Source organism: Mesorhizobium sp. M7A.F.Ca.CA.001.10.2.1 (assembly GCF_003998575.1).
Classification (GTDB): Bacteria; Pseudomonadota; Alphaproteobacteria; order Rhizobiales; family Rhizobiaceae; genus Mesorhizobium.
This window is the reverse complement of the sequence record NZ_RZQY01000380.1, coordinates 1-5,686: the sequence shown is the minus strand read 5'-3', so window position 1 is coordinate 5,686 and position 5,686 is coordinate 1. Positions and strand designations below refer to the sequence as shown.

8 protein-coding genes are annotated in these 5,686 nt (G+C 62.4%); 4 read left to right on the top strand and 4 right to left on the bottom strand.

The annotated features are described in order from the left end of the window. Nucleotides 1-421, top strand: a 421-nt coding sequence (locus tag EN964_RS22245) for an alpha/beta fold hydrolase (protein WP_164775926.1), incomplete at its 5' end; no start/stop codon positions are given. Nucleotides 422-480: 59 nt separating this feature from the next. Beyond that, nucleotides 481-1,482, top strand: coding sequence for an NADP-dependent oxidoreductase (locus tag EN964_RS22240; RefSeq protein WP_127268727.1), 1,002 nt, complete (start codon nucleotides 481-483; stop codon nucleotides 1,480-1,482). Nucleotides 1,483-1,502: 20 nt separating this feature from the next. Here EN964_RS22240 and EN964_RS22235 read toward each other — a convergent pair whose 3' ends face one another. The 3 genes from EN964_RS22235 to EN964_RS22225 all read right to left on the bottom strand — a co-directional run bounded on the left by EN964_RS22235 (nucleotide 1,503) and on the right by EN964_RS22225 (nucleotide 3,766). Then, nucleotides 1,503-1,976: a VOC family protein gene (locus EN964_RS22235; RefSeq protein WP_174800353.1), complete on the bottom strand. Its 474-nt coding sequence runs from the start codon at nucleotides 1,974-1,976 to the stop codon at nucleotides 1,503-1,505. Nucleotides 1,977-2,019: 43 nt separating this feature from the next. Beyond that, on the bottom strand, nucleotides 2,020-3,168 hold the full coding sequence (locus EN964_RS22230) for an amidohydrolase (protein ID WP_127272573.1): 1,149 nt from the start codon (nucleotides 3,166-3,168) through the stop codon (nucleotides 2,020-2,022). 154 nt (nucleotides 3,169-3,322) lie between these two features. Beyond that, nucleotides 3,323-3,766, bottom strand: a complete 444-nt coding sequence (locus EN964_RS22225; protein ID WP_127272572.1) for an SRPBCC family protein — start codon at nucleotides 3,764-3,766, stop codon at nucleotides 3,323-3,325. A 438-nt stretch (nucleotides 3,767-4,204) separates the two neighbouring features. Here EN964_RS22225 and EN964_RS22220 point away from each other — a divergent pair, with 438 nt between their 5' ends. Next, a complete protein-coding gene (locus tag EN964_RS22220) occupies nucleotides 4,205-4,348 on the top strand; it encodes a hypothetical protein (RefSeq protein WP_127271038.1) in 144 nt (47 codons plus the stop codon). A gap of 97 nt (nucleotides 4,349-4,445) precedes the next feature. Here the strand turns inward: EN964_RS22220 and EN964_RS22215 are convergent, their stop codons facing one another. Then, nucleotides 4,446-5,138, bottom strand: coding sequence for a DUF2270 domain-containing protein (locus EN964_RS22215; protein ID WP_127271036.1), 693 nt, complete (start codon nucleotides 5,136-5,138; stop codon nucleotides 4,446-4,448). Between the two features lie 158 nt (nucleotides 5,139-5,296). Between EN964_RS22215 and EN964_RS22210 the strand changes: the two genes are divergently transcribed. Then, the coding region (locus EN964_RS22210) for a gamma-glutamylcyclotransferase (RefSeq protein WP_206528742.1) at nucleotides 5,297-5,686 on the top strand (390 nt) is incomplete at its 3' end.

The following is a 5,686-nucleotide window of genomic DNA, read 5'->3' as shown; positions in this document are numbered from 1 at the left end:
GATGACGCCACTGACGATCGTGGACATGATCAAGGGTGCGCTGACTTTTCGGGATCCGAAATACTATCTGTTTTTCACCAGAACGGTGAACGGGCGCCGCGCCGCGAAGGCGTTCCTGCAGCGGCTGACAGAGCGCAAGGCCGACCGCGACAGGCCGATATCGCTTAGCGCGTTCGGCGCGCAACTCCGGGCGGTGAAGGCTTATGGACTACAGGCGCCGCAAGATTTGAGCGTCATCCGCGTCCCTGCGCTGATCGCAAATGGCGATCACGACAGGATGGTGCCGAGCGTCAATACCCACGATCTCGCCCGCCGCATTCCGGGGGCGCAATTGGTGATCTATGCGGATGCCGGCCATGGCGGGGTGTTCCAGAACCACGCGAATTTCGTTCCGAAAGCATTGGCCTTTCTCGAGGCCTGACACCCCTCACCGGGCGGCTTTCGTCCCGAACATCAACAATCTCTCAGAAAGTCACTGCCATGAAGGCATTCGTCGTCGACAAATACAGCAAGAACGGCACGCTGCGGCTGGCCGAAATGCCGGAGCCGAAACTCGGGGACAGTGATGTCCTGGTCGAGGTCCACGCCGCGGCGGTGAACCTGCTCGATTCCAAGGTCAAAACCGGAGAGTTCAAGCTGATCCTGCCCTATCGCCGGCCGTTCATCCTGGGTCACGACGTGGCCGGGAGGGTTGTCCGCGTGGGATCGAAAGTCCGCAAGTTCAAACTCGGCGACGACGTCTATGCGCGGCCGCGCGATGGCCGGATCGGGACGTTCGCCGAGTTCATAGCCATGGATGAAGCCGACGTGGCCCTGAAGCCCGGGAACCTCAGCATGGAGGAGGCGGCCTCGATCCCGCTGGTCGGCCTGACCGCCTGGCAGGCGCTCATCGAAAGGGCCAGCCTGAAGAGGGGACAGAAGGTCTTCATTCAAGCCGGATCCGGCGGCGTGGGGACATTCGCCATCCAACTGGCAAAGCATCTCGGCGCGACCGTTGCGACCACCGCCAGCGCGGCGAGTGCCGGTCTGGTCAAGGGGCTCGGCGCCGATGTCGTCGTCGACTACAGGAAAGACGATTTCGAAAAAGTCCTGTCGGGCTACGACGTCGTCTTGAACAGCCAGGACGCCAAGACACTTGAAAAGTCACTGAATGTGCTGAAACCGGGAGGCAAGCTCATCTCCATCTCCGGCCCACCGGATCCGGACTTCGCCAGGGAAAAGGGACTGAACATGGTGCTGAGGCTGGTGCTTCGCCTGCTGAGCCGCGGTATTCGAGCGAGAGCCAAGCGCCGTGGCGTGACGTTCTCGTTTCTCTTCATGTGGGCGCAGGGCGAGCAGTTGAGCAAGATCGCATCGCTCATCGAAGCCGGCGCGATCCGCCCGGTCGTCGATCGGGTCTTTCCCTTCGAGGCGACCAACGAGGCGCTGGCCTATGTCGAAACAGGACGCGCCAAGGGCAAGGTCGTCATCAAGGTCCGATAGCAACTCAGCTGCGATCGAGGTCAGCCGCGCCGGGCTGCATCGATCGCCGCGACGTCGATCTTCGTCATCTCCATCATTGCATCAAAGGCGCGTTTGGCTTCCTCGCCGCCGGCCGCCATGGCCTCGGTCAACGTGCGCGGCGTGATTTGCCAGGACACGCCCCATTTGTCCTTGCACCAGCCGCACGCGCTCTCCTGGCCGCCATTGCCGACGATGGCGTTCCAGTAGCGGTCGGTTTCCTGCTGATCGTCGGTGGCGATCTGGAACGAGAAGGCCTCGCTCTGCTTGAATGTGGAGCCGCCGTTCAATCCGATGCAGGGAATGCCGGCAACGGTAAATTCGACCGTCAACACGTCGCCTTTCTTGCCGGACGGAAAGTCGCTCGGCGCACGGTGAACGGCGCCCACCCTGGTGTCGGGAAAGGTCTCCGCGTAGAAGCGAGCCGCAGCCTCGGCGTCCTTGTCGAACCAGAGGCAAATCGTGTTCTTTGGCATCGTTGGCATTGCGTGTTCCTTTCGGTGTTGGGGTCGGCGGAGGTCAGCCCAGCAAATTACGTGCCGTGCGCATGAAGATCCTTGACCCGATCGGGATCAGGTCGTCGGGAAAGTCATAGTCGGGATTGTGCAAGGCAGGGTGCCGCTCGCCTGCACCGAGGAAGAACATCGCCGACTTGGCACTGTGGCCGAACAGGCCGAAATCTTCAGAGGCGCGCATCGGCAGGGCTTCTTCGCCGTGCGCGACGCCCTCTTCATCAAGTGCGCGCCGCAGATGCTCCACCGCGTCCGGCGCGTTGACGCTGGCGACGAAGATCTCGTGATAGTCCCAGCGGACGGAAAGGCGATGCTCGCCCGCGATCCTGGCGACCAGTGCTTCGGCAGCAGCGCACAGGTTTGCCATGCGCTCGTCACGCCGGGTGCGCAGCGTGGCCCACACCTCGGCGTGAGCCGGCGAGATGCCGAACACGGCTTCGCCCATCGCGGCATGGGTGACCGTCAGCATGGAGAAGCCGTCGTCGGCGAAGGTCCCGCGCCCGAGCGCCGGCAGCGCCGGCATCAGCTCACTGATCGCCAGCATCGGCGAAATGCCGGTCTCCGGCATGGACGAATGGGCGGTCTTGCCCTCCAGCACGATGCGCATGCCGCGTGAAGCACAGTTGACCACGCCGGCTTTGAGCCGCACCTCGCCAAATGGCACGCCGGGCAGGTTGTGCAATGAGAAAGCGAAATCCGGCGCGATCTCGCCGAAGCGCGGATCGGCGACGACACCTGCCGCGCCATTGCCGGTTTCCTCCGCCGGCTGGAACATCAGCACGACGCGGCCGCTTGCAGGCCTTTCGCGCCCCAACTGACGGCCGAGGGATGCCAGGATCGCGGTGTGTCCGTCATGGCCGCACATATGCGACTTGCCCGGCACGCGCGACGAATGCGGTACGCCTGAAAGTTCTTCGATAGGCAAGGCATCGAGTTCCGATCGGAACAGCACCGTCGGCCCCGCTTTGCCGCTGTCATATATGGCCGCGACGCCGTGCCCGCCGAGTTGTGTCAGCACCTTGTGCGGCCCCGTATCGGCGAGGAAGGCGACAACCTCCCTTGCCGTCTTCTCCTCTTCATTCGAGATTTCCGGGGCCTGGTGCAGCTGGCGCCGCCACGCCGTTAACTCGACGATGTCTCGGTTGGTCAGAGTCATGCCTTTTTAGCCTCCGCTGCATCCTTCATTGACACGCCCAGTCACAGGGGGTGTCGATGATGAATTGCTAGCGATAAAGGGCAGTTCCCGCCACAGTCCAAGTTTCAGGCTTCGGCAGGCCAGAAACGACCCGTTCTCCCGGCCACCCCCCAGCCTATTGATTGATTTCGGGTTCGACGAGCTTTGCCAGATTTCTGAGCGACTCCTGCCAGCCGAGATAGCAGGCCTCGACCGGAATGACGTCCGGAATGCCGGCCTGGGTGATGTCGATTTCGGTGCCGACCGACACTTTTTTCAAGATCACGGTGACCCGGATCTCGCCGGGCAGATTGGGATCGTCGAACCTGTCGGTGTAGAGCAGGCGCTCGCCCGGGACGAGTTCGAGGTACTCGCCGCCGAAGGAATGGCTGTCGCCCGTGGTGAAATTGCGGAACGACATCTTGAACGTGCCGCCGACCTTTGCCTCGAAATTATGAACCGTGCAGGTGAAGCCGTTTGGCGGAAGCCACTTGGCCAGCGCGTCCGCTTCAACGAAGGCGCGATAGACCTTTTCCGGGCTGGTCGTCAGAACGCGGTGCAAACGCACGGTGCCGGGCATATGCTGGATCCTTTCATAAATGCCTGTTCGATACCCCAAGGACGAACGAGGCGTAACAAGTCCGACATTGGTTTGCGAATTTTTTGACGGGATGCGGCCTGCCTCCCCCGCGGGCATGCCGTTCGATGCCGCGCCTATCAACACGAAGCTCGGGCGAGGCGGCGGGCGAACTGCACCGGCTCTGGAGCTGGCGTTCACCTGCTAAATCGGGTTCCTGAGCCATCTTGTTGTTCAGGCGCGGTTTTGCCGATTGGCGGGAAAGGCCGCGCGTCCCGGTCAACGCTTCGAACGCCGCGAAATAGGGTAGCGCGTCTTTGCCGTCCATGTGCCGATCATTAGAATTTGCATTTGATCAGAGTTGATTTCCTATCAGGCCGTTAACGCGGCCATGCTGTTAATCAGCATTTGCTAATGAGTCTTTCGAACCCGAGGCAAGCAATGACCAAGAATCTCGGCAATGCACGTCATACGCCGGCGAAGGACCTGCAGGTCTCCCTTCTAGGCAAAGCCGCGCCGGCACTGTTTCCGCTGGTCGTGGCGGCACTGGGCTACATGGTTGGCAAGCAGTTCTTCGGCATCTAGGCGCGCAGTTCCGTTCTCCCAAACGTTTCGGCGGACCGACCATGTCAACGCGCGGACCGCCGTTTGCATTGCAGCGGCGTGTCGCCGGACATCAACGTCAAACATGCACGTCGCCAAAGGACAGTTCGCCGTCGTCATCGGCCGTGAAAAAGACGATGGCAAGCAACCCGACATAGAATGCGGCCACAACAACCACGATCGCCACACCGGGAACGGGGCCAAGGGCGGCGCTGTCCACGGCTTGGCGAAGCGAGCCGGCAAAGCCGGTCCTGACGCCCACGGTTTGAAGGCTGGGTGTGGATATCTTGAGCACCCAGGCCAGCCAGAGGATCAGGAACAGGTAGATGTAATTCCGCCGCAGCCGACGGGCTAGCGCGACGCGCTGCGACAGCAGGAATTTCGGCGCGCGCAGGCCTTCGCCGACGATGAGCAGCCAGTCCGAGGCGAAGTCGGGCTGTGGGGAAAAGATCTGCGCGAAATAGTGGCGTTCGAACTGGCGTACGCGCGCCCGATAGAAATCGAAGAACCGATAGCGGCGCGCCTCGATCCACAGCAGCAGCAGGATCAGCAGCATGGCGAACAGCAGCACGCCGTGATGCGCACTGGCCGTCGAGAGTGATACCGAAAGCAGCGCCGCCACCACCGTGATTGCCCAATTGGTCGTCAGGTCGAGCCGGTCGCGCCATCCCGCCATGCGAGCGATCTCGGCGCGGTGGAAATGGGACAGCGTGTTGACGCGCTCCGCCGATGAAAGGACGGGGCCAGCGGGCTGTGCCGACGCATCGTTCATGGCATCCTCCGGCAAGGAACAGAACAGTTTGCCGGCAACATCGTTCCAAGACGCGTCACGCAAGAGCGGCATCGGCCACTCGTGATCTATCTCGGCTGCACGGCCCTTGAGAATCCTTCAGCCTTCAGCAACATGGCGGTAGGACTGGGAGCGCGAAGATGAGCAAGGCCATTTCCACCGCATCATCGAGGGTCCCGCGCAACACGCCGATGGCGCTGACCGAGGCGTTGGTCGCGCGCACCATGCGTGCTGTCGAGGATGCCGGGCCGACGCCGGGCATGGTTCACATGACCGATGCCGACTATGCGCGCATCCGCGACGAGGTGCTGGCCGGCGCTCCGGCCGGGCCGCTGAAACTATTTGCCTATGGCTCGCTGTTGTGGAAGCCCGCCGGCGAGGTGAGGGGCGGAGAACGCGCGGTGGCCAGCGGTTGGCATCGTTCGTTCTGCTTCACGGTGCAGCGTTTTCGCGGCACGGTCGAGCAGCCCGGCCTGATGATGGCGCTCGATCGCGGCGGCCAGTGCCAGGGCATGGTGTTCGCGATCGCG